Annotated in this window: 20 protein-coding genes and 1 pseudogene; 8 read left to right on the forward strand and 13 right to left on the reverse strand. The window is 69.8% G+C overall.

Annotated features, from left to right (window positions below):
• The first annotated feature begins 1,090 nt into the window (after window positions 1–1,090).
• Together ACH5AF_RS14190 and ACH5AF_RS14195 are read left to right on the forward strand one after the other, a co-directional pair.
• A complete protein-coding gene (locus ACH5AF_RS14190; RefSeq protein WP_398901928.1) occupies window positions 1,091–1,243 on the forward strand; it encodes a hypothetical protein in 153 nt (50 codons plus the stop codon).
• Window positions 1,240–2,418 carry a protein-L-isoaspartate(D-aspartate) O-methyltransferase gene (locus tag ACH5AF_RS14195; RefSeq protein ID WP_398901930.1) on the forward strand — a complete coding sequence of 393 codons (1,179 nt, stop codon included), beginning with the start codon at window positions 1,240–1,242 and terminating at the stop codon, window positions 2,416–2,418. The genes ACH5AF_RS14190 and ACH5AF_RS14195 overlap by 4 nt, the downstream gene beginning before the upstream one ends.
• Before the next feature lie 88 nt (window positions 2,419–2,506).
• On the opposite strand, the pseudogene ACH5AF_RS14200 reads toward ACH5AF_RS14195, so the two are convergent.
• The 10 genes and pseudogenes from ACH5AF_RS14200 to ACH5AF_RS14245 form a co-directional block, all read right to left on the reverse strand.
• A pseudogene (locus ACH5AF_RS14200) lies at window positions 2,507–2,845 on the reverse strand (VOC family protein).
• Window positions 2,846–2,965: 120 nt separating this feature from the next.
• The gene (locus tag ACH5AF_RS14205; RefSeq protein WP_398901931.1) at window positions 2,966–3,304 is read right to left on the reverse strand and encodes a metal-sulfur cluster assembly factor; all 339 of its coding nucleotides are present in this window, start codon (window positions 3,302–3,304) and stop codon (window positions 2,966–2,968) included.
• The gene (gene sufU / locus ACH5AF_RS14210; protein WP_398901933.1) at window positions 3,301–3,756 is read right to left on the reverse strand and encodes a Fe-S cluster assembly sulfur transfer protein SufU; all 456 of its coding nucleotides are present in this window, start codon (window positions 3,754–3,756) and stop codon (window positions 3,301–3,303) included. Before sufU ends, ACH5AF_RS14205 begins: the two co-directional genes overlap by 4 nt.
• A gap of 8 nt (window positions 3,757–3,764) precedes the next feature.
• Window positions 3,765–5,021, reverse strand: a complete 1,257-nt coding sequence (locus tag ACH5AF_RS14215; protein WP_398901934.1) for a cysteine desulfurase — start codon at window positions 5,019–5,021, stop codon at window positions 3,765–3,767.
• Window positions 5,018–5,782, reverse strand: coding sequence for a Fe-S cluster assembly ATPase SufC (sufC, locus tag ACH5AF_RS14220; protein ID WP_398901935.1), 765 nt, complete (start codon window positions 5,780–5,782; stop codon window positions 5,018–5,020). The genes ACH5AF_RS14215 and sufC overlap by 4 nt, the downstream gene beginning before the upstream one ends.
• 7 nt (window positions 5,783–5,789) lie before the next feature.
• Window positions 5,790–6,107 (reverse strand): non-heme iron oxygenase ferredoxin subunit, encoded by a 318-nt coding sequence (locus ACH5AF_RS14225; RefSeq protein WP_215181298.1) that lies wholly within the window; start codon window positions 6,105–6,107, stop codon window positions 5,790–5,792.
• Window positions 6,107–7,330, reverse strand: coding sequence for a Fe-S cluster assembly protein SufD (sufD, locus tag ACH5AF_RS14230; RefSeq protein WP_398901936.1), 1,224 nt, complete (start codon window positions 7,328–7,330; stop codon window positions 6,107–6,109). The genes ACH5AF_RS14225 and sufD overlap by 1 nt, the downstream gene beginning before the upstream one ends.
• Window positions 7,331–7,485: 155 nt before the next feature.
• Window positions 7,486–8,907 carry a Fe-S cluster assembly protein SufB gene (gene sufB, locus ACH5AF_RS14235; protein WP_215181296.1) on the reverse strand — a complete coding sequence of 474 codons (1,422 nt, stop codon included), beginning with the start codon at window positions 8,905–8,907 and terminating at the stop codon, window positions 7,486–7,488.
• Complete coding sequence (locus tag ACH5AF_RS14240) at window positions 8,904–9,647, reverse strand: helix-turn-helix transcriptional regulator (protein WP_398901937.1); 744 nt, start codon at window positions 9,645–9,647, stop codon at window positions 8,904–8,906. The genes sufB and ACH5AF_RS14240 overlap by 4 nt, the downstream gene beginning before the upstream one ends.
• 104 nt (window positions 9,648–9,751) lie before the next feature.
• Window positions 9,752–10,558, reverse strand: a complete 807-nt coding sequence (locus ACH5AF_RS14245) for a DUF72 domain-containing protein (RefSeq protein WP_398901938.1) — start codon at window positions 10,556–10,558, stop codon at window positions 9,752–9,754.
• Between the two features lie 303 nt (window positions 10,559–10,861).
• Here ACH5AF_RS14245 and ACH5AF_RS14250 point away from each other — a divergent pair, with 303 nt between their 5' ends.
• The 4 genes from ACH5AF_RS14250 (at window position 10,862) to ACH5AF_RS14265 (ending at window position 14,805) form a co-directional block, all read left to right on the forward strand.
• Window positions 10,862–11,788 (forward strand): ABC transporter ATP-binding protein, encoded by a 927-nt coding sequence (locus tag ACH5AF_RS14250; protein ID WP_398901939.1) that lies wholly within the window; start codon window positions 10,862–10,864, stop codon window positions 11,786–11,788.
• A gap of 88 nt (window positions 11,789–11,876) precedes the next feature.
• Complete coding sequence (locus tag ACH5AF_RS14255; RefSeq protein WP_398901940.1) at window positions 11,877–12,644, forward strand: ABC transporter permease; 768 nt, start codon at window positions 11,877–11,879, stop codon at window positions 12,642–12,644.
• A gap of 48 nt (window positions 12,645–12,692) precedes the next feature.
• Window positions 12,693–13,811: a hypothetical protein gene (locus tag ACH5AF_RS14260; RefSeq protein ID WP_398901941.1), complete on the forward strand. Its 1,119-nt coding sequence runs from the start codon at window positions 12,693–12,695 to the stop codon at window positions 13,809–13,811.
• Between the two features lie 4 nt (window positions 13,812–13,815).
• A complete protein-coding gene (locus ACH5AF_RS14265) occupies window positions 13,816–14,805 on the forward strand; it encodes a heme A synthase (protein WP_398901942.1) in 990 nt (329 codons plus the stop codon).
• A 33-nt stretch (window positions 14,806–14,838) separates the two neighbouring features.
• On the opposite strand, the gene ACH5AF_RS14270 is transcribed toward ACH5AF_RS14265, so the two are convergent.
• From ACH5AF_RS14270 to ACH5AF_RS14280, 3 genes are all read right to left on the reverse strand, one after another.
• The gene (locus ACH5AF_RS14270; protein ID WP_398901943.1) at window positions 14,839–15,933 is read right to left on the reverse strand and encodes an amidohydrolase family protein; all 1,095 of its coding nucleotides are present in this window, start codon (window positions 15,931–15,933) and stop codon (window positions 14,839–14,841) included.
• A 66-nt stretch (window positions 15,934–15,999) separates the two neighbouring features.
• On the reverse strand, window positions 16,000–16,356 hold the full coding sequence (locus tag ACH5AF_RS14275; protein WP_398901944.1) for a hypothetical protein: 357 nt from the start codon (window positions 16,354–16,356) through the stop codon (window positions 16,000–16,002).
• A 102-nt stretch (window positions 16,357–16,458) separates the two neighbouring features.
• Window positions 16,459–17,412 (reverse strand): heme o synthase, encoded by a 954-nt coding sequence (locus ACH5AF_RS14280; protein WP_398901945.1) that lies wholly within the window; start codon window positions 17,410–17,412, stop codon window positions 16,459–16,461.
• Window positions 17,413–17,760: 348 nt separating this feature from the next.
• On the opposite strand from ACH5AF_RS14280, the gene tkt reads away from it, so the two are divergent.
• Window positions 17,761–19,848 (forward strand): transketolase, encoded by a 2,088-nt coding sequence (tkt, locus tag ACH5AF_RS14285; RefSeq protein ID WP_398901946.1) that lies wholly within the window; start codon window positions 17,761–17,763, stop codon window positions 19,846–19,848.
• 34 nt (window positions 19,849–19,882) lie between these two features.
• Window positions 19,883–21,001 carry a transaldolase gene (gene tal / locus ACH5AF_RS14290; RefSeq protein WP_398901947.1) on the forward strand — a complete coding sequence of 373 codons (1,119 nt, stop codon included), beginning with the start codon at window positions 19,883–19,885 and terminating at the stop codon, window positions 20,999–21,001.
• The last annotated feature ends 13 nt before the right edge of the window (window positions 21,002–21,014 follow it).

The following is a 21,014-nucleotide window of genomic DNA, read 5'->3' on the forward strand; positions in this document are numbered from 1 at the left end:
GGCTGCCCCCAGCTTCACCGGGCTGCTGCGACAGCCCAGCGGCGAAGGTCTCTCACCCCCACACAATCCACATGCGCTTTCCACGGCGCACTGTCTTGCCTCCCCAGCTCTAGCAGTCCTTCAACGGTAGCTGTCTCGGTCTGCCTCTGATTGGCGGGCATGGGGAACCCGGCGTCCGCGTGCGTGATCGGCCGGGCCAACTTGCGGGCCAGGGCCTCCAGGATGAGGGGGCGGACCTCCTTCCTGGGAATCGTCCCAGTGAGCCAGTGACTCACGGCAGAGGCGTCGTACTTCAGGCGCGTGCCCTGTTCGGTACCTGCCCGGTTCACAGCTGTGGCGAACTGGCTTTGGCTCCAGCCGGTTTCATCGAGCAGGCGACTCAGACAGGCGTTTGGCTCACGCTTGGCCATTGCTCAACTCCCCGAGTCTCCAGGAACTTTCAACGCTTTCAAGTTCTGGCGTTGCGCTCACGGTACCGCTGTGCGTGTCCGTCCGGTTGCGTAGTGCGTGCACCGAAACACCCACGGACACAGCGCGATGGGAGCGGTACAGATGAGTAGTGACGCACTGGCACGGCTCCGGCGATACACGGCCGTTCGGGGCGGGATCGTCTGGGCGGAGCCGGAATCCAGCGTGGTGCCTTCCCGGAACCGGTGCGGCCGGTGGACATGGTGGAGGGGGCTGATCTTCCGAACAAGGATCCGTTGCACTTCCGGCCATGCACGTGCGGGAGACCTGTCTGTCCTGAGTCGGCGGTCGGGCCCACGATTCGGGACAAGGCGGCGGAGTGAGCTTGTTACAGCGCTTGTTCTCCGTGGGCCTGGTCCTGGTGGCGGTGGTCGTCGTCGGCGTCCCCCTGTGGCTGGTCAATTCGTAACTAGGCTCCTGTCCCGGGTGGTTGACCCGGAGTCCTGTCCGGGACGGGTTGGTAAGAGCAGTGCACGACCCAACCGAATGAAGGAGAGGGCAGCATGCTGCATACGCTCAGCACGACCCCCGGCGAACCGTGGCCCGTTCCTCCGACGCCGCCATCCCCGGACGGTGGCCCGAGCGGCATCACTGGCACAACTCGGAGCGAGAGGAGCACGACGTGAGGAACGTGCAGATCGTCACCGCTGCCGATAGTGGAGGACACGGTGGAGGCGGAGGCGACGGACACCCCGGCACCCCGTGGACGCCGCCCCAGGAGCCGCCGTCCCCCGACGGCGACACCCCGCCCGGGGACGGGACGCACCGCAAGTGACGATCAACTCTGAGCAGGTGGGCCGCCCCAGCCGAAACGAGCTGGGGCGTGTCCTCCTGGAGACGCATTCGATGACGTCGGACTGGGCTCCGACATTCGCGGCCGTGGACCGGGCCGCTTTCCTGCCCGATCTGATGTGGCCGTTCGACATGGACAAGGGTGCGAGCGTCGCCGTGGACCGGACCGCCGACCCTGATGCTTGGTATGTCGCAGCGGACAGCAACGTCCCCATCGTGACGCAGTGGGACGACGGCAAGCACATCGGGACCGCGCCGGGGAAGGTGTCCACCAGCTCCTCCTCCATGCCCTCCGTCGTGTACGCGATGCTCCAGGCACTGGCCTTGGAGGAGGGCATGCGGGCACTCGACGTTGGCACGGGTACGGGCGAGACGGCTGGGGCCCTGACGTACCGCCTCGGCGGTCGGAACACCGTCACGATCGAGGTGGACCGTTCCGTGTCGGGCCGGGCCCGTGAACGGCTTTGCGCGGCGGGACTGTACCCCGAGGTTGTTCTGGGCGACGGGTTCAAGGGCTACGCGGGCCACGCGCCGTATGACCGCATCCTGGCAACCGTCGGACTCCGGGAGAGCCCGGGGGCGTGGATCGAGCAGACCCGTCCGGGCGGTCTCATCGTCGCCCCTTGGGGCACGCACTATTCCAACGCGGATGCCGTGGCCCGACTGGTGGTGAGGGACGGGACAGCATCAGGACACTTCACCCGCCCCGTGGAGTTCATGAAGCTGCGTGCACAGCGGCTATCCCTGGCCGACCACGGCGAGTACGCCCCGGCGGAGGCGATGGAGAGCGCCGATACGTCCACGACCACGGTGACCGAAGCGCAGTTCGTCACTGGGAAGTACACCGCCGTTCCGTTCGCGCTGGGGCTCCGCGTACGGGACTGCACTCAGGCCGTCGCAGACAAGCGCGAGGGCGCACGACCGGTGTGGTTCTACGGACTGAGTGACCGGTCCTGGGCGTGCGTGATGTTCCGCGATGGAGAGGCGGAGGCAAACGTGTGGCAGTCGGGACCGCGCCGGTTGTGGGATGAGGTGGAGGCGGCCTACCGGTGGTGGGTCGACCGTGGCGAACCGGACCACACCCGGTTCGGCCTCACTGTCACGCCGGAGGGACAACGGGCGTGGCTGGACGACCCGGCGGACTCCTGGGCTGTGTGAGGCCTTGAGCCAGCCCCGTCAGTGCGTCTCCCCCGGCGTAAGGGCGGGGCCTTCGTGGAGCCGCTGACCTGCCGATACTCCAGAAGTGCTAGTTGGACGCGTTCAGGTCGGCGAGGACCACCCAGGTGACGTCATCCCTCTGCCCGACGTCCGTACGCCGCGCCCCGAGCGCGATGATCCGGCTCACCTCGGCATCCCTGGTCGTCCGGGCTGAGGTCGATGTGCAGGCGGTTCCTGACGGTCTTCGCCTCGGGCACGGTCAGAAACACGATGCCGGGCGAGCGCCGGCGCCGGCCCCGATGACGTTCTCGTCAGGGTCCTCGCAGCGAATCCGCCGGTCGAGAACCTGCGTCCAGAACCGCGCGAGCGCGCCGGCGTCGTGACAGGAGACGGCGATCTGATACAGAGAAACGGCCGTGCCCGCCAGTCTGCCTGGCGGGGACGGCCGTTGCTCCTCACGACGGATCGCGCGTCACGGTGGCTTGCTCACCGCGACGGATCGCGCGTCACGGGTTGCTCGTCGCGACTGATCGCGGCTCACGACGGATCAGACGTTGAACCCCAGCGCGCGCAGCTGCTCGCGGCCGTCGTCCGTGATCTTGTCCGGGCCCCACGGCGGCATCCAGACCCAGTTGATCTTGAGCTCGTTGACGATGCCGTCCGTCGCCGCCTTCGCCTGGTCCTCGATGACATCGGTCAGCGGGCAGGCCGCGGACGTCAGCGTCATGTCGAGGGTGGCCACGTTCGAGTCATCGATGTGGATGCCGTAGATCAGGCCGAGGTTGACCACGTCGATCCCCAGCTCGGGGTCCACGACGTCGTACAGCGCCTCGCGGACCTCCTCCTCGGAGGCCGGCTTGGTCGTCACCATCTCGTTCTCACTCATGCGGTCTTCCCTTCGGACAGCGCTTTGGCCGTCGCGTCCTTCCACGCCATCCAGCTCAGCAGCGCGCACTTCACACGGGCCGGGTACTTGGAGACGCCGGCGAACGCGACCGCGTCCTCCAGCACCTCCTCCATCGCGTCGTCCGGCTCGATCTGCCCCTTGGACTGCATCAGCTCCAGGAAGGTGCCCTGGATCTTCTGTGCCTCGGCGAGATCCTTGCCGACGAGGAGCTCGTTCAGCACGGAGGCGGAGGCCTGGCTGATGGAGCAGCCCTGGCCTTCGTACGACACGTCCGCGATACGCGTGCCGTCGTACTTCACTCGCAGCGTGATCTCGTCGCCGCACGTCGGGTTGACGTGGTGCACCTCGGCGTCACCGTCCCGCAAGCCCCGCCCGTGCGGGTGCTTGTAGTGGTCCAGGATGACGTCCTGGTACATCGAATCCAGCTTCACAGCGTCCCCTAGCCGAAGAAATTCCGGACGTGCTCCAGGCCGTCGACCAGAGCGTCGACCTCTGCCGGCGTGGAGTACAGATAGAACGACGCCCGCGTGGTCGCAGGAATTCCGTACCGCAGGCAGACCGGCCGCGCGCAGTGGTGGCCGACGCGGACGGCGATGCCCTGCTCGTCGAGGACCTGACCCACGTCGTGCGGGTGGATGTCACCGAGCGTGAAGGAAATCGCGGCGCCGCGGTCCTCGGCCGTGGTGGGCCCGATGATCCGGAGGTCGGGGACCTCCAGGAGCCGCTTCACCGCGTACTCGGTGAGCGCGTGCTCGTGCTGGGCGATCCTGTCCATGCCGATCGAGGTGAGGTAGTCCACGGCCGCGCCGAGGCCGACGGCCTGCGCGATCGGGGGCGTACCCGCCTCGAACTTGTGCGGCGCGGGGGCGTAGGTGGACGAGTGCATCGAGACGGTCTCGATCATCTCGCCGCCGCCGAGGAACGGCGGCAGGTCCTCCAGCAGCTCCTGCCGGCCCCACAGGACACCGATGCCGGTCGGGCCGCACATCTTGTGACCGGTGAAGGCCACGAAGTCGGCCTGCAGTGCCTGCACGTCCAGCACCATGTGCGGGGCGGCCTGCGAGGCGTCGATCAGCACCAGCGCGCCGACGTCCTGGGCGCGGCGGACGATCGCCTCGACCGGGTTGACGGTGCCCATGATGTTGGAGACCAGCGTGAAGGAGACGATCTTCGTCTTCTCGGTGATGATCTCTTCGATGTTCGACAGATCGAGCCTGCCGTCGTCGGTGAGGCCGAACCACTTCAGCTTCGCGCCAGTGCGCTGGGACAGCAGCTGCCACGGAACGATGTTGGAGTGGTGCTCCATCTCCGTGATGACGACCTCGGTGTCGCTGTCCACCCGGTAGGGCTCATCGGCCCAGCCGAGCATGTTGGCGACGAGGTTGAGCGCTTCGGAGGCGTTCTTGGTGAAGATCACCTCGTTGCGGCTCGGCGCGTTGATGAAGGCGGCGACCTTGTCGCGCGCGCCCTCGTACAGCGCCGTGGCCTCCTCGGCGAGCACATGCACGCCGCGGTGGACGTTGGCGTTGTGCTGCTCGTAGTACTCACTGAGCACGTCGATCACCTGGCGCGGCGTCTGTGACGTCGCCGCGTTGTCCAGGTAGATGAGCTTCTTGCCGTCGTGGAGCACCCGGTCGAGGATCGGGAAGTCCTTGCGGATCGCCTCGGTGTCGAGGAGGCCCGGCAGCTGTGTCACGCGGATACGCCACCCTTCGTGTAGGACTCGTAGCCCTCGGCCTCCAGCTTGTCGGCCAGCTCCGGGCCGCCCGACTCGACGATCCGGCCGCCGGAGAAGACGTGGACGCGGTCCGGCTTGATGTAGCGCAGGATGCGCGTGTAGTGCGTGATCAGCAGGGTGCCGACCTCGCCGGTCTCGCGGACGCGGTTGACGCCCTCGGAGACGATGCGCAGCGCGTCGACGTCCAGGCCGGAGTCGGTCTCGTCGAGGATCGCGATCTTCGGCTTGAGGAGCTCCAGCTGGAGGATCTCGTGGCGCTTCTTCTCACCACCGGAGAAGCCCTCGTTGACGTTGCGCTCGGCGAAGGACGGGTCCATGTGCAGACGCTCCATGGACTCCTTGACCTCCTTGACCCACGTGCGCAGCTTGGGGGCCTCGCCGCGGATGGCGGTGGCGGAGGTGCGCAGGAAGTTGGAGACCGAGACGCCGGGGACCTCGACCGGGTACTGCATGGCGAGGAAGACGCCGGCGCGGGCGCGCTCGTCGACGGACATCTCGAGGACGTCCTCGCCGTCGAGGGTCACGGTGCCGCCGGTGATCGTGTACTTGGGGTGACCAGCCAGGGAGTACGCGAGGGTCGACTTGCCGGAGCCGTTGGGGCCCATGATGGCGTGGGTCTCGCCCTGGTTCACGGTCAGGTCGACGCCCTTGAGGATCTCCTTGGTGGCGTTGTCGGCCTCGACGGAGACGCGCAGGTCGCGGATTTCAAGCGTTGCCATGGGGACTTCAGTTCTCCTGGGTGACGGAGACGAGCACATCGTCCCCTTCGATCTTTACGGGGTATACGGGCACGGGACGCGTCGCGGGAAGGCCGGACGGCTTGCCGGTGCGGAGGTCGAAGGCGGAGCCGTGGAGCCAGCACTCGATCTGGCAGTCCTCCACCTCGCCCTCCGAGAGGGAGACGTTCGCGTGCGAGCAGATGTCGTAGATCGCGAACACCTCACCCTCGGTGCGGACGACGGAGATGGGCGTGCCGTCGAGTTCCACCCGCTTCGGGGTGTCCTCCTCCAGCTCGCTCAGCCCACAGGCTCGGACGAAGGCCATCAGACGGAAGCCTCCAGCTCGGCCTCGATCTTGGCGATGAGGCGCTCCTCGACGTCCGGCAGACCGATCTGCTGGACCAGCTCGGCGAAGAAGCCGCGGACGACGAGACGGCGGGCCTCGGACTCCGGGATGCCGCGGGCCATCAGGTAGAAGAGCTGCTCGTCGTCGAAGCGGCCGGTGGCGCTCGCGTGCCCGGCGCCGACGATCTCGCCGGTCTCGATCTCCAGGTTCGGGACGGAGTCGACCCGCGCGCCGTCCGTGAGGACGAGGTTGCGGTTCATCTCGTAGGTGTCGGTGCCTTCGGCCCTGGCCTCGATGAGGACGTCGCCGATCCACACGGCGTGCGCGTCCTGGCCCTGCAGCGCGCCCTTGTAGGCGACGTTCGACTTGCAGTGCGGAGTGTTGTGGTCGACCAGCAGACGGTGTTCCTGGTGCTGGGTGGCGTCGGTGAAGTACAGACCGAAGAGCTCGGCCTCGCCGCCGGTCCCCGCGTACTGGACGCGCGGGTGGAGGCGGACGACATCGCCGCCGAAGGTGACGACGACCGACTTGAAGGAGGCGTCACGGCCGACCAGCGCGTTGTGCTGGGCGACGTGGACGGCCTTGTCGTCCCAGTCCTGGACGGAGACGACGGTGAGCTTGGCGCCGTCGCCGAGGATGTAGTCGACATTGGCCGCGAGCACCGCGTCACCGTCGTGGTCGATGACCACGACGGCCTCGGCGAACGCGCCGAGCTCGATCACCTGGTGGCCGAAGGCGACGCCGCCCTCGCCGTGCACGGCGATCCGCACGGGTTCGGTGAGGACCGTCTCCTTGGGCACGGTGACGACCGAGGCCTGCTCGAAGGAGGAATACGCCTGGGCGGCGACGCGGTCCACCGGGATGCCCGCCTTGCCGAGCCGTGGGTCGTCGCGGCCTACGGTCTCGACGACGACGCCGTCGGGGGCGTCGATCGCGATCTTGACGCCGGTGCCGGTGGCGACGGCGGTGCCGTCGTGCAGGCCGGCGAGGCGCTCCAGCGGAGTGAAGCGCCACTCCTCCTCGCGGCCGTGCGGGACCGGGAAGTCCGCCACGTCGAACGACGGGGGCGCACTCATACGGGTGGCGACGGTCGACTCGGCGGCCACCGCGATCGAACCGGCGGTGGTGGAGCCCACCGGCGGGGGTCCCCCCTGGACCGGAGTCCTGCGGAGGTCCTTGGGGGAGTTCTGAGCCTCAGCCATGGCTGTCGGTCTGCTCGCTTTCTGCGTTCAGGTGCGTGCGCTCGCCCACGGGGCCGCTGCGGGCCGGAGCCTTTCGACTCCCGCTGCGGCGGTCTGTCCGGGGTCCGCTCACGGGGCTCACCGGGTGAGCCCCAGGGACGTGATCCGGCGGCGGTCTAGCCCACCGCGCCTTCCATCTGCAGCTCGATCAGCCGGTTGAGCTCCAGCGCGTACTCCATGGGGAGTTCCTTGGCGATCGGCTCGACGAAGCCGCGCACGATCATCGCCATCGCCTCGAACTCGGTCAGACCGCGGCTCATCAGGTAGAAGAGCTGGTCCTCGGAGACCTTCGAGACGGTCGCCTCGTGGCCCATGGAGACGTCGTCCTCGCGGACGTCGACGTACGGATAGGTGTCGGAGCGGGAGATCGTGTCGACCAGCAGCGCGTCACAGAGGACGTTGGACTTGGCGCCCGGCGCGCCCTCGCCGATCTCGATCAGACCGCGGTACGAGGTGCGGCCGCCGCCTCGCGCCACCGACTTGGAGACGATGTTCGACGAGGTGTTCGGGGCCATGTGGACCATCTTGGCGCCGGCGTCCTGGTGCTGGCCCTCGCCCGCGAAGGCGATGGACAGGGTCTCGCCCTTGGCGTGCTCGCCCATCAGGTAGACGGCCGGGTACTTCATCGTCACCTTGGAGCCGATGTTGCCGTCGACCCATTCCATGGTCGCGCCCTCGTACGCCACAGCGCGCTTGGTGACCAGGTTGTAGACGTTGTTCGACCAGTTCTGGATGGTCGTGTAGCGGCAGCGGCCGCCCTTCTTGACGATGATCTCGACCACGGCGCTGTGCAGCGAGTCCGAGGAGTAGATCGGGGCGGTGCAGCCCTCGACGTAGTGGACGTAGGCGTCCTCGTCGACGATGATCAGCGTCCGCTCGAACTGGCCCATGTTCTCCGTGTTGATACGGAAGTAGGCCTGCAGCGGGATGTCCACGTGGACGCCCTTGGGGACGTAGATGAACGATCCGCCGGACCACACGGCGGTGTTCAGGGACGCGAACTTGTTGTCGCCGACCGGGATGACCGTGCCGAAGTACTCCTGGAAGAGCTCCGGGTGCTCCTTCAGCGCGGTGTCGGTGTCCAGGAAGATGACGCCCTGCTCCTCCAGGTCCTCACGGATCTGGTGGTAGACGACCTCGGACTCGTACTGGGCGGCGACACCGGCGACCAGGCGCTGCTTCTCCGCCTCCGGGATGCCGAGCTTGTCGTAGGTGTTCTTGATGTCCTCGGGCAGCTCCTCCCACGAGGCGGCCTGCGCCTCGGTGGAGCGCACGAAGTACTTGATGTTGTCGAAGTCGATGCCCGACAGGTCCGAGCCCCAGCTCGGCATCGGCTTCTTGTCGAAGAGGCGCAGACCCTTCAGCCGCAGCTTCAGCATCCACTCCGGCTCGTTCTTCTTCGCGGAGATGTCGCGGACGACTTCCTCGGAGAGACCGCGCTTGGCCGCGGCGCCTGCCGCGTCGGAGTCGGCCCAGCCGAATTCGTACTTACCCAGACCCTCGAGTTCGGGGTGGGCAGTCTCCGTGGGGAGAGTCATGCGGGGTTCCTCCCGGCCGTGCTTGCAGATGCTGGTGATGTGGTGGTCTGTGCGGCGCTGCTCTGGGGCGAGCCGCGCGGGATGAACGTGGTGCAGACGCCGTCGCCGTGGGCGATGGTGGCGAGCCGCTGCACATGCGTCCCGAGGAGCTTCGAGAAGAACTCGGTCTCCGCCTCGCACAGCTGCGGGTACTTCTCGGCCGCGTGGGCGACCGGGCAGTGGTGCTGGCAGAGCTGTTCGCCGACCGGCGCGGTACGGGCCGTAGCAGCGTACCCGTCGGCACTGAGGGCCCTGGCAAGCGCTTCGGTGCGCTCCTCGGGGGCCGCGGCCTGGACGGCTGCGCGGTAGGCCTCGGCCTGCGCCTCGAACCGGTCCCGGGCGAAGGCGGCGACGGCCGCTTCCCCTCCGGCGTTCTTCTCGATCCAGCGCAGGGCGTCGACGGCCAGCGTGTCGTACGACTGGTCGAAGGCATCCCGGCCGCAGTCGGTCAGGGCGAACACCTTGGCCGGGCGGCCGCGCGTGCGCGCGCCGTAGACGCGCTGCTCGCGCGCCTCCACGACGTTGTCGGAGACAAGGGAGTCGAGATGGCGGCGGACGGCCGCCTGCGTGAGTCCGAGACGGCCCGCCAGGTCGGCCACGGTGGACGGGCCGTGGTCCAGGATGGAGCGCGCGACGCGGTTGCGCGTGGAGCGCTCACCGGTCGCGAGTTCCTCGTGGGGAGCCTCGCCAACGTTTTTCACAACGCCATTGTTGCGTAATTCCTCGGAGAGTGACAAGCCGCGTCCGAATCACCACGCGGTGCCGTACATCACTTAGGCATACCTAAGCTGACCTGCGGAAATGATCACTGGGACACGTGCTTCGCAGGTCCGCGCGGGTGCCCGCCGGGGGCCGCGGCCGCCGTCGGACGTGGCACCGTGCGGCCCCCGGACGCCACCGCACGGGCGAACGAGACCGCGTCCCGGACGGCCGCGCCACCCGGGTCGTTGTTGAAGAACGCGTAGACGTCGGCCCGGTCGGACCATGCGTCCGCGGCTCGCCCCGCCCAGGCGGCGAGCGCCTGGCGCCCGTAGCCCGGCCAGGGCTTCGCCCGGCCCTCGTGGAAGCGCAGATATCCCCAGTCGGCCGTCCGCCACAGCGGGGTCACCGGCCGCGAGCCGCGGTCCGCCCAGCACAGGGCCGCACCCCGCGCCGCCAGAACCCCGGCGATCTCCTCGGTCCACCACGATTCGTGCCGCGGCTCGACCGCCACGCGCACATGGCGCGGGAAGCAGTCGAGCACCGTGTCCAGTGCCGCGGCGTCGGCGCGGAGGGTCGGCGGCAGCTGGAGCAGTACGGGCCCCAGCTGCTCACCCAGCGCTTCGGCACGGCCCATGAGCCGCTCGACGGGCTCCTCGGGATCCTTCAGCCGCTTGATGTGCGTGAGGAAGCGGCTGGCCTTCACCGCCATGACGAAGTCGTCAGGGGTTCTGTCGCGCCAGTCGGCGAAGGTCCTGCGCTCGGGCAGGCGGTAGAAGGCGTTGTTGCTCTCGACGGTCACGAAGTGCCGCGCGTACTCCTCCAGCCAGAGCCGCTGGGGCAGGCCCTCGGGGTAGAGGGCGCCACGCCAGTCCCGGTACTGCCACCCGGAGGTGCCGATGAGTACGGGCATACGCTGATCCTTCCCCGTTACCGCCGCCTCACCGCGGCCGCCCCGAGGCCTGCCCCGAGACCAGCCCCGAGGAAACCACCACCGGACAGCAACCACCAACGGCCCCCGCCCGGACAAACCACGGCCCGGGTGAGGGGGCCGGCCCCGAGGAAACCACCACCGGACAGCAACCACCAACGGCCCCCGCCCGGACACACCACGGCCCGGGTGAGGGGGCGGCCGGTGACCAGGCCATCGGCCGGTGCGCCCGGCGGGGCCGGGGGCGCGGCCGGAGCGGCCTGGGCGGGTCCTTAGACTTCCCGCATGAGCAACGAGTGGGCCGTCCAGATCCGGGGCCTGGTCAAACGGTACGGATCGAAGACCGCGGTGGACGGCCTGGACCTCGATGTCGCCGCGGGATCCGTGACCGCCGTGCTCGGCCCCAACGGAGCCGGCAAGACCACCACGATCGAGACCTGCGAGGGCTACCGCCGCGCCGACGCCGGCACGGTACGCGTTCTCGGCCTCGACCCGGTCGCCGACGCGGCACGGCTGAGGCCCCGTGTCGGCGTGATGCTCCAGTCCGGCGGCGTGTACTCGGGCGCCCGTGCCGACGAGATGCTGCGGCACATGGCGAAGCTGCACGCGCATCCGCTGGATGTGGACGCGCTGATGGAACGGCTCGGCCTCGGCAGCTGCGGCCGCACCACCTATCGCCGGCTCTCCGGCGGTCAGCAGCAGCGGCTCGCGCTCGCCATGGCCGTCGTCGGCCGGCCCGAGCTCGTCTTCCTCGACGAGCCGACGGCCGGGCTCGACCCGCAGGCCCGCCGCGCCACCTGGGAGCTCGTGCGCGAACTGCGCACCGACGGCGTCACCACCGTGCTGACCACGCACTTCATGGACGAGGCCGAGGAGCTGGCGGACGACGTCGCCATCGTGGACGCGGGCCGGGTGATCGCCAGCGGCACCGCGGAGGAGCTCTGCCGCGGCGGCGCCGAGAACACCCTGCGCTTCACCGGCCGCCCCGGCCTCGACCTCGCCTCACTGCTCAAGGCGCTCCCGGACGGCTCGGCCGCGGCGGAGCTCACCCCTGGCGCGTACCGGATCAGCGGCCAGGTCGACCCGCAGCTGCTGGCGACGGTCACGACCTGGTGCGCCCAGCACGGAGTGATGCCGGACGGCATCTCGGTCGAACGCCACACGCTCGAGGACGTCTTTCTTACGCTGACGGGCAAGGAGCTGCGGGGATGAGGCGGCACGGCACCGGCACCGGCCGGGGGTCCGGGGGGCGTCCCCCGGGAGGACACGGCATTACGCTGACGGGCAAGGAGCTGCGCGGGTGAGCGCCGGTACGTACACACCGAAGCCGGGCGCCGCACCGCTGACCCGCATGATCGCGGCGCAGGCCGCCTTCGAGACCAGAATGCTGCTGCGCAACGGCGAGCAGCTGCTGCTCACCGTGATCATCCCGTCGCTGCTTCTCGTCCTGTTCTCCACGGTGGACATCGTCGACACGGGCGACGGCAAGGCCGTCGACTTCCTCGCGCCCGGCGTCCTCGCGCTCGCCGTGATGTCCACCGCCTTCACCGGCCAGGCCATCGCGACCGGCTTCGAGCGGCGCTACGGGGTGCTCAAGCGGCTCGGCGCCTCGCCCATCCCGCGCTGGGCGCTGATGTGCGCCAAGACGCTCTCGGTGCTGGTCACCGAGGTGCTCCAGATCGTGCTGCTGACCGTGATCGCCTTCGCGCTCGGGTGGTCGCCGCACGGCAATCCGTTCGCCGTGCTCCTGCTGCTCGTCCTCGGCACCGCGGCCTTCTCCGGGCTGGGGCTGCTGATGGCCGGGACGCTCAGGGCCGAGGCCACCCTGGCCGCCGCGAACCTGGTCTTCCTGCTGCTCCTGGTGGGCGGCGGGGTGATCGTGCCGCTGGACAGGTTCCCCGCCGGTGTCGCGTCGGTCCTGGGGCTGCTGCCGATCTCGGCGCTGTCGGACGGGCTGCGCGACGTTCTGCAGCAGGGCGCCGGCATGCCCTGGGGCGATCTAGGAATCCTCTCCGTATGGGCACTGCTCGGACTGGGGGCGGCCGCCCGGCTCTTCCGCTGGGAGTGAGGGGCGCGCCAGGATGCTCCCGTCGGACCCGCACAACTGGAGGTCTGGATGGAGCGGGATGCCGCACTGCGACTGGACGCGGAGTGGACGAAGGTCAGAGGTGGCCGGCCCGGCGCCTCGCCCCGTCGGCGCGAGCGCATGCTGACGGATCTCATCGCTGCGCTCGCCCCGCACGCTACGGACGATCTGTCCCTCACCGCCAGGCTGAGCCTGCGGTACGGCGACCTGGCGCGACACCACTTCGACATCGGCAGACGTTCGGACGCACTGGCCGCGGTGGACGCGGCCGTTCGCCACTGCGCCGAGCCCGCGCGGCACGACGACGAGCACGCCCGCTGGTATGCCAGGGCCCTGATCAACCAGGCCGTCTACCTCGCGGAACCGCTCAGCGACGAGATGGGACTGCCGCGCTACGCCTTTCGTCCGCGAGGCGAGCAGCCCTCGGCCGAGCACCGGCTCGCGGGTCTCGCCGCCGTTGAGGCCACCCACCGGGCGATCGCCGTCTGGGAGAGGCTGGACCAGGGTGATCCGCGCAACCAGGAGGGGCTGGCCCAGGCCTACGCCTTCCTCGGCGACCGGCTGGAGGAGCTCGGCCGCCCGGTCGACGCGGCGGAGTGGGCCGTACGGGCCGAGCGGGCGTTCCACACGGCCTGGGCGCCGCCTGTCCCGGCGGAGCGCGCGCACGCGGCCGTACTGGAGCATCTCGGGGACCAGCTGACGCGCCGGCTGCGGCGCTGTCCCTTCGAGGGCGGGCTCACCCAGTTGCACAAGCGCGAGCTGCTGCCCGAGCGGCTGGTGCCGCTGGCGGTCCTGGCGGGGCGGATCGAAGGCGTGGCGAAGGACGCGATCGCGGAGGGGCTCGCGCTGGGCGGGTCCGAGGTGCGGCGGATCCTGCGGGCGCGCTCGTGGCGGGCGGTGTGGCGGTTCGACGTGCGCGCCGACGAGGGGGCATACACGCCGATGGCGTATCCCTGGCGCGGCACGGACGCGGTGACGGACTGGAGCGCCGCGGAGGTCGCCGCCGATCTGACGGACGCCTTCCTGCACTCGCCGGACCGCCCGGCGGACGGGACGGGGTGGCGGTTCGCCCTGTGGTGGGAGGAGGAGGGGCACCTGGACGGGGCGCGCTTCCGGATGACGTTCACGCCCTCGCCGGACCCCTCGTGAAACCGTGCACAAGCCCCCGCCTACGATAGGGCCCGTGCAGACCCCCCTCGCCTATATCGCCCAGCGCTGGACACCGTCGCCCAAAGCCCTGCGACGTGCGGCGCTCTCCGCCGTCGTGATGAGCGTCCTGATCATCGTCACGGGCGGCGCCGTCCGGCTGACGGGCTCCGGTCTCGGCTGCGACACCTGGCCCAAGTGCACGGACGACAGCCTGGTCGCCACGTCCGAGCAGGGACTCCACGGCGCGATCGAGTTCGGCAACCGGATGCTGACGTACGTGCTGTCCGCCGCGGTCGGCTGGGCCATCATCGCGGTGCGCTCCACCAAGCCGTGGCGGCGCGGTCTGACGCGGCTGACGTGGCTGCAGTTCTGGATCGTCATGGGCAACGCCGTCGTCGGCGGCATCACCGTGTGGGCGGGCCTGAACCCGTGGACCGTCGCCGGCCACTTCGTGCTCGCCAACGCGCTCCTCACGGCCGCGACCCTGACCTGGGTGCGCACCGGCGAGGGCGACGCCGCACCCCGGCCCCGCGTGCCGCGTCCGGTGCGCAAGCTGTCGTGGGCGATCGTCACGGCGTCGGCGGTGCTGATCGTGCTGGGGACGTCGGTGACGGGCTCCGGCAAGCACGCGGGTGACAGCAGCGATGTGCCGCGTATGCCGTGGGACTGGACGGCCGCCGCCCACGTCCACGCGATCGCTGCCTGGGTCGTGTGCGCGCTGGCCGTGGCGATGTGGCTGGTGCTGCGGGTGGTGGACGCCCCGGACGACACCCGGGCCCGGGCGCGCGACCTGCTGCTGGTGGTCCTGGCGCAGGGCGTTATCGGTTACGTCCAGTACCTCACCCACGTCCCCGAGGTCCTGGTGGGCCTGCACATGCTGGGCTCGTCGCTGATGTGGATCGCGGTGCTGCGCCTCGCGCTGAGTCTGCGCGAGCGTCAGGTGTCGGAGGCACCGGCCCTCTCCCGGACGGACGACGCGCTCTCCCCGGTCTGAGCTGCCGCTCCGGGCCCGTGGGCCCCGGGACACTCACGGTGCGGTGAGCCCGTAGACCCGGCGCGCGTTTGCGGCCGCCAGCATCCCCGCCACCCGTTCCGCGTCCGAGCGCGCCCACGCGCCCTCGTCCACCCAGCCGCCGAGGACCCTGCTCACCGCGTCGCGGAAGGTGCGGGCGCCCACCACGTGCAGCTCCGGCAGGCCGCGCGCGCCGCTCGAGAACAGCAGCTTGCCGAACGGGGCCAGCTCCAGGATCTCCGCGAGCACCGCCGCCGCCCGCGCGCCCGTCCGCGTCACCGCGGGCCCCAGGTCGGCGTACACATGCGGGTACTCACTCGCCAGCCGGGCGGCGCTGCGGTGGTGCGGATAGCCGTGCAGCAGCACCAGGTCCGTGCCGAGGCCCGCCGTCGCCGCGGCGAACGCCGCGAGCAGCACGGGGTCGTCGGCGCCCAGATGCAGTTGCAGCGGCCGGCCCGACGCGACCGCGATCCACAGCAGATGGCGCAGCAGCACCGGATCGGTCAGCGGATCGCCCGCGTGGCGCGCGGCGATCCAGCGGTCCGCGGCCCAGCGCACCTCCCCCGGTCCCGGCGGCTTCGGATCGCGCGCTGCGCCGCCCGCCGCGCCCGCGACGGTGGTGAAGGCGACGGCCGATCCTGCCGCTCCGTGCACCGCCTCGGCGAGGTTCGCGAGGAAGGACGCGACCGTGCCGGAGGTGTCGGCGACCTGTTCGGCGAGGAGTTCCAGGCGGACGATCTCCCGTGCGTCGGCAGCGCCCACCGCGGCGATCTCCAGCGGCCCCGCGAGGTCCCCGGGTGGACCGGTGTCGACCAGGTAGGTGTCGATGCCCGTACCCCTGAGCAGCCGTCTGCCCGCCTCGATCACTCCCAGCTCGCGTCGGCGGGCGAGATAGTGGGCGGGCGGGCAGTGGGCTTCGAGGCCGAGCAGTGGCGGGCACCAGCGCCGTACGGCGAAGCCGGTCTGGGTGTCGAAGAACGTGGTGCCGGAGGCCGGTGTCCCGGTGCCGGGGCCGAGGTGTGCCTCGAAGGTGCCGAGGCCCAGTTCCGTACGGAGCACCCCGTGGCAGTACTGGTCGACCAGGCGCACCGAGGACGCGGCGTCGATCATCGGGAGCTCCCTGTCTAGGACCGTGCTTCCACAGACCTAACGGGTGAGCCCCGTGCGAGGTGTTGCTCAGGCGTTGGACGGGCCGCCGAGCTGGATGCCCGCCATGCGGGTCCACTCGTACGGGCCGGTGCGGACCTTTGCCGCGAAGTCGCCGTCGAAGGACTCGTGGAGCGTGATCCCGGCCTTCTCGGCGGCGCTGACGGCGACGGAGTGGGACGGCGCGACGAGGTCGCCCCAGTCACCGTCCTCACCGACGAGGACGATGCGCGTTCCCATCTGTCCGATGTAGGCGAGCTGCCCCTCGGCGCCGCCGTGCGCCTTGGAGAACGACCGGATCTGCTTGGCGAGCTTCGCCGCCCTGCGCTCGGCCTTCGCGGCCCGGCCGGCGTCCTGCGCGCTCGTGTCAACCTGGGTGTCTGCCATGGTCAGGATGCTACCGGCGAGTAGATCGTTTGGCGACGTCGGGACGAGTGGCGTGCCCCACGCCCGGCGGGCGTGAAACAGCGTGTCGGCGCACGCGAGGCCCTAGCGGAGGAAGGGGTCCACCGCCACGGCCACGAACAGCAGCGACACATAGGTGATCGACCAGTGGAACAGCCGCATTTCCTTGAGCTTGCCGCCCGTCGCCCCGCTCTTCGCGCGGCTTTGCAACCCGTGGGCCTCCCACAGCCACCAGCCGCCCGCCGCGAGCGCCACCGCCGTGTAGAACCAGCCCGTGTAGCCGAGCGGGGTCAGCAGCAGCGAGACGGCGACCATCACCCAGCTGTAGGCGACGATCTGCCGGGCCACGACGCTGTTGCCCGCGACGACAGGCAGCATCGGCACGCCGACGCGCGCGTAGTCCTCCTTCACCTTCATCGACAGCGGCCAGTAGTGCGGCGGCGTCCAGAAGAAGATGACGAGGAAGAGGATGACGGCGGCCCACGACATCGAGTTCGTGACGGAGGACCAGCCGATCAGCACCGGCATGCAGCCGGCGATGCCGCCCCAGACGATGTTCTGCGCGGTGCGGCGCTTGAGGATCATCGTGTAGACCACGACGTAGAACAGCAGCGCACCGAGGGACAGGGCGGCGGACAGCCAGTTGACGAGCAGGCCGAACCAGATCGTGGAGATCACGGCGAGGGCGAGGCCGAAGACCAGCCCCTCCCGCGGCGAGACCATGCCGGTGACGAGCGGACGCTGGGACGTGCGGTCCATCAGGGCGTCGATGTCGCGATCGATGTACATGTTGAGCGCGTTGGCACCGCCGGCGGAGAGGTAGCCGCCGAGACAGGTCGCGAGCACCAGCCACAGGTCCGGAACGCCCTGTTCGGCCAGGAACATCACCGGCACGGTGGTGATCAGCAGCAGCTCGATGATCCGCGGCTTGGTCAGCGCCACGAATGCCTTGACGCGGGCCCCGAACGGCCGATGGCCCCCCGGGCCGGTAGCCAAGACGACCCCCGCGGGTCGGGACTCGACGGCCGTCACGCACACCCCTGACAGAGAAATCCCAGCAAGCTTCTGGAGGTACCTCCCATGCCGAGAGGCTATGGGGGAGCGAAGACCCGTGAAGACTTGCGCGTACCACGCCACTCTAGACGTTGCCCATACGCCGATCTTCGCGGGGGTGGCTCGTGTTGAGCCCGCCCCCGGCACAGCGCGTATACATCCCTGACAGGCGAACGGCACCCGGGGCCCGGGACCCGCACTCTGACAATGTCCGACCCATCTCGTGAGACACGCACTCGAAAAGGGGCGGGTTGCTGCGAGGGTAGGCTCGACAGCGCCCGGTGCACCCCTCGTCGCCGGGATTCGACATGTGGAGAGGAGCCCTGACTCAGGGTGAGCACCAAGCCGACCACCACAGACCTCGAGTGGACCGCAGTGGACCAGCGGGCAGTCGACACCGTCCGCGTCCTGGCCATGGATTCCGTACAGAAGGTCGGCAACGGCCATCCTGGTACGGCCATGAGCCTGGCACCGGCCGCATACACCCTCTTCCAGAAGGTGATGCGGCACGACCCGGCGGATGCCGACTGGACCGGGCGTGACCGCTTCGTGCTGTCCGCGGGCCACTCGTCCCTGACCCTCTACATCCAGCTGTACCTGGCCGGCTTCGGTCTGGAGCTGGACGACCTCAAGGCGTTCAGGACCTGGGGCAGCAAGACCCCGGGCCACCCGGAGTACGGGCACACCACCGGTGTCGAGACGACGACCGGCCCCCTCGGCCAGGGTGTCGCCAACGCCGTGGGCCTGGCCATGGCCGCCCGCTACGAGCGCGGCCTGTTCGACCCCGAGGCCGCCCAGGGCACCTCGCCGTTCGACCACTTCGTGTACGCGATCGCCGGTGACGGCTGCCTCCAGGAGGGCATCTCCGCGGAGGCGTCCTCGCTCGCCGGCCACCAGAGGCTCGGCAACCTGATCCTGCTGTGGGACGACAACCACATCTCGATCGAGGGCGACACCGAGACCGCGATCTCCGAAGACACCATGAAGCGGTACGAGGCCTACGGCTGGCACGTGCAGCGCGTGGAGCCCAAGGAGAACGGCGACCTGGACCCGGCCGCGTTGTACGCCGCGATCGAGGCCGCCAAGGCCGTCACGGACCGCCCGTCCTTCATCGCGATGCGCTCGATCATCGCCTGGCCGGCCCCGCACGCGCAGAACACCGAGGCCGCGCACGGCTCGGCGCTGGGCGAGGAGGAGATCGCGGCCACCAAGCGCGTCATGGGCTTCGACCCGGAGCAGCACTTCGAGGTCGCGGGCGAGGTCATCGCGCACACCCGCAAGGCGCTGGACCGCGGCCGCGAGGCGCGCGGCGAGTGGGAGAAGGCGTTCGCCGCGTGGCGCACGGCCAACCCCCAGCGCGCCGCGGAGTTCGACCGCATCCGGGCCGGTGAGCTGCCGGCGGGCTGGGAGGAGAAGCTCCCCGAGTTCGAAACCGGCAAGGGTGTCGCCACCCGTGCCGCGTCGGGCAAGATCCTCCAGGCGCTGGGCGCGGTCGTGCCCGAGCTGTGGGGCGGCTCGGCGGACCTGGCCGGCTCCAACAACACGACGATCGACAAGACGTCGTCGTTCCTCCCCGCGGACAACCCGCTGCCGGAGGCCGATCCGTACGGCCGCACGATCCACTTCGGCATCCGCGAGCACGCCATGGCCGCGGTGATGAACGGCATCGCCCTGCACGGCAACACCCGCATCTACGGCGGCACCTTCCTGGTGTTCTCCGACTACATGCGCAACGCCGTGCGCCTGTCCGCGCTGATGCACCTGCCGGTCACCTACGTGTGGACGCACGACTCCATCGGCCTCGGCGAGGACGGCCCGACCCACCAGCCGGTCGAGCACCTGGCCTCGCTGCGTGCGATCCCCGGCCTGAACATCGTGCGCCCCGCGGACGCCAACGAGACCGCCATCGCCTGGCGCGAGATCCTCAAGCGGTACACCAAGGAGTTCGGCAAGGGCGCCCCGCACGGCCTCGCGCTGACCCGCCAGGGCGTGCCGACGTACGAGCGCAACGAGGACGCGGCCAGGGGCGGCTATGTGCTGTTCGAGGCCGACGGCGGCGAGCCGCAGGTCGTGCTGATCGGTACCGGCTCCGAAGTGCAGCTGGCCGTCGAGGCCCGCAAGCAGCTCCAGGCCGCCGGTGTGCCGACCCGTGTGGTGTCGATGCCGTCGGTCGAGTGGTTCGAGGAGCAGGAGCAGGGGTACCGGGACGCCGTGCTTCCCCCGTCGGTCAAGGCTCGTGTCGCGGTCGAGGCAGGTATCGGCCTGACCTGGCACCGCTACGTCGGCGACGCCGGACGCATCGTCTCGCTGGAGCACTTCGGTGCGTCGGCCGACGGCAAGGTCCTCTTCCGCGAGTTCGGCTTCACCGCCGACGCGGTCGCCGCCGCCGCGCGGGAATCGATCGAAGCCGCCGCGCGCTGACGCCGGTATACGACAAGTAGGAGATGCAACTCTCATGACGGACGCACTCAAGCGCCTCTCCGACGAAGGCGTGGCGATCTGGCTGGACGACCTGTCCCGCACGCGGATCACCTCCGGCAACCTCGCCGAGCTGATCGACCAGCAGCACGTCGTCGGTGTCACCACCAACCCGTCGATCTTCCAGAAGGCGATCTCGGAGGGTCACGGCTACGACCAGCAGCTGGCGGACCTCGCCGCCCGCAAGGTGACGGTCGAGGAAGCCCTCCGCATGATCACGACGGCGGACGTGCGTGACGCCGCGGACATCCTGCGCCCGGTCTTCGACGCGACGGACGGCCAGGACGGCCGGGTCTCCATCGAGGTCGACCCGCGCCTGGCGCACAACACCAAGGCAACGGTGGCCGAGGCCAAGCAGCTGGCCTGGCTGGTGGACCGCCCGAACACGCTCATCAAGATCCCGGCCACCAAGGCGGGTCTGCCGGCGATCACCGAGGTCATCGGCCTCGGCATCAGCGTGAACGTGACGCTGATCTTCTCGCTGGAGCGTTACCGCGAGGTCATGGACGCCTACCTGGCCGGCCTGGAGAAGGCCAAGGAGCGCGGCCTGGATCTGTCCAGGATCCACTCGGTGGCGTCGTTCTTCGTGTCCCGCGTGGACACCGAGATCGACAAGCGCCTGGACGCCCTGGGCACCCCGGAGGCCAAGGAGGCCCGCGGCAAGGCCGCGCTGGCCAACGCCCGCCTCGCCTACCAGGCGTTCGAAGAGGTGTTCAGCAGCGACCGCTGGGCCGCGCTCGACAAGGCACAGGCCAACAAGCAGCGTCCGCTGTGGGCTTCGACTGGTGTCAAGGACAAGGCGTACAAGGACACGCTCTACGTCGACGAGCTGGTCGCCCCGGGCACGGTCAACACCATGCCGGAGGCAACCCTCGACGCCACGGCCGACCACGGCGAGATCACCGGCGACACGGTCCGCGGCACTTACGAGCAGGCCCGGGCCGAGCTCGACGCGGTCGAGAAGCTGGGCATCGCCTACGACGACGTCGTCCAGTTGCTGGAGGACGAGGGCGTCGACAAGTTCGAGGCATCCTGGAACGACCTGCTGAAGTCGACCGAGGCAGAGCTCAAGCGCCTCGCACCGTCGGAGGGCTGACCTACCTTGTCCG

It is taken from the genome of Streptomyces sp. NPDC018833 (assembly GCF_044390825.1).
Taxonomy (GTDB): Bacteria; Actinomycetota; Actinomycetes; order Streptomycetales; family Streptomycetaceae; genus Streptomyces.

Bases quoted from the DNA above. Each gene is read 5' to 3' on its own strand.
- ACH5AF_RS14225 (WP_215181298.1), bottom strand. From the start codon at position 6,107: ATGGCCTTCGTCCGAGCCTGTGGGCTGAGCGAGCTGGAGGAGGACACC.
- ACH5AF_RS14260 (WP_398901941.1), top strand. From the start codon at position 12,693: ATGGAGCGGGATGCCGCACTGCGACTGGACGCGGAGTGGACGAAGGTC.
- ACH5AF_RS14250 (WP_398901939.1), top strand. From the start codon at position 10,862: ATGAGCAACGAGTGGGCCGTCCAGATCCGGGGCCTGGTCAAACGGTAC.
- ACH5AF_RS14245 (WP_398901938.1), bottom strand. From the start codon at position 10,558: ATGCCCGTACTCATCGGCACCTCCGGGTGGCAGTACCGGGACTGGCGT.
- sufC (WP_398901935.1), bottom strand. From the start codon at position 5,782: ATGGCAACGCTTGAAATCCGCGACCTGCGCGTCTCCGTCGAGGCCGAC.
- sufD (WP_398901936.1), bottom strand. From the start codon at position 7,330: ATGGCTGAGGCTCAGAACTCCCCCAAGGACCTCCGCAGGACTCCGGTC.
- tal (WP_398901947.1), top strand. From the start codon at position 19,883: ATGACGGACGCACTCAAGCGCCTCTCCGACGAAGGCGTGGCGATCTGG.
- ACH5AF_RS14205 (WP_398901931.1), bottom strand. From the start codon at position 3,304: ATGAGTGAGAACGAGATGGTGACGACCAAGCCGGCCTCCGAGGAGGAG.
- ACH5AF_RS14275 (WP_398901944.1), bottom strand. From the start codon at position 16,356: ATGGCAGACACCCAGGTTGACACGAGCGCGCAGGACGCCGGCCGGGCC.
- sufB (WP_215181296.1), bottom strand. From the start codon at position 8,907: ATGACTCTCCCCACGGAGACTGCCCACCCCGAACTCGAGGGTCTGGGT.
- ACH5AF_RS14270 (WP_398901943.1), bottom strand. From the start codon at position 15,933: ATGATCGACGCCGCGTCCTCGGTGCGCCTGGTCGACCAGTACTGCCAC.